At 40.7% G+C, this 905-nt stretch carries 1 protein-coding gene; it reads left to right on the top strand.

The features are described 5' to 3' along the window. Nucleotides 1-249 precede the first annotated feature (249 nt). Nucleotides 250-905 (top strand): PDC sensor domain-containing protein (locus ACYVTD_RS14280; protein ID WP_461248389.1); only part of this gene is annotated, 656 nt, incomplete at its 3' end.

Below are 905 nucleotides of genomic sequence, written 5' to 3'. Positions count from 1 at the left end.
GGGCAAAGTTTTCCAATTTGAACGCCTGGGCTATTTTGTCCGCGACCCCGACACAGCGGCGGATAGGAAGCCTGTTTTTAACAAAACCATCGGTTTACGGGACACTTGGGCAAAAATAGCGAATAAGGGCTAGGCAAACATCTTTTTTCTTGGCATTTATATATATTTATAATAATTTATACTAACTTGCACAAATTTTTATCCTGTGGTATAATCATAAACAAATCAAAAAGGAAAAGGAACAAAAAAATGAAAATTAAAATCAAACTGAGCATCATGATGATCGCCATTGTATTGGTCGTGGCGGGCGGTCTAGCCGTAATTGAACTGGTACGGGCATCCAATATAACCTTGAATCTTTCCAAGCAGAAAACCATGTATCTTGCACGCCAACGCGCCCAATATTGGGACGGACGCATGAGCGGCTATATAAACATCTTGCAAACATTGTCGAATAATTTTAATTTTTATGAAAATATACCGGTGGCTACACGGCGCGAGATGTATGGAAACACATTACAATCCGTTTTTGAAGACGTGCCTGATTTTCTACGAATCTTTACGATTTGGAAACCAAACGCTATTGACGGCAATGACGCGCGTAACATAGGCAGAGTAGGCTCAACTCCCACAGGACAATTTGCTTACGTTCTTTCAAGGGAAGACGGAGATATAAAAATTATTAACGCAACCATGGTTACGGACATTATGGAACACATGACGGGAGCAAACAAAATGACCGTTTTTATGTCAGATATAACCCCCTTTAAGAATATGGGAAAAGATACTTATTGTGTCAGAGTCCAAGTCCCAATTATTAACAAGCGTATAAACGACGTAGTCGGAGTCGTAGGCTGTCAGTTGGATATCGCAATGTGCCAGCCCAGAATAGAACAGACCATCAA

This window comes from Treponema sp. R6D11 (genome assembly GCF_054786075.1).
The sequence above is the reverse complement of the archived record's forward strand: the minus strand, read 5'-3'. Positions and strand labels throughout refer to the sequence as shown.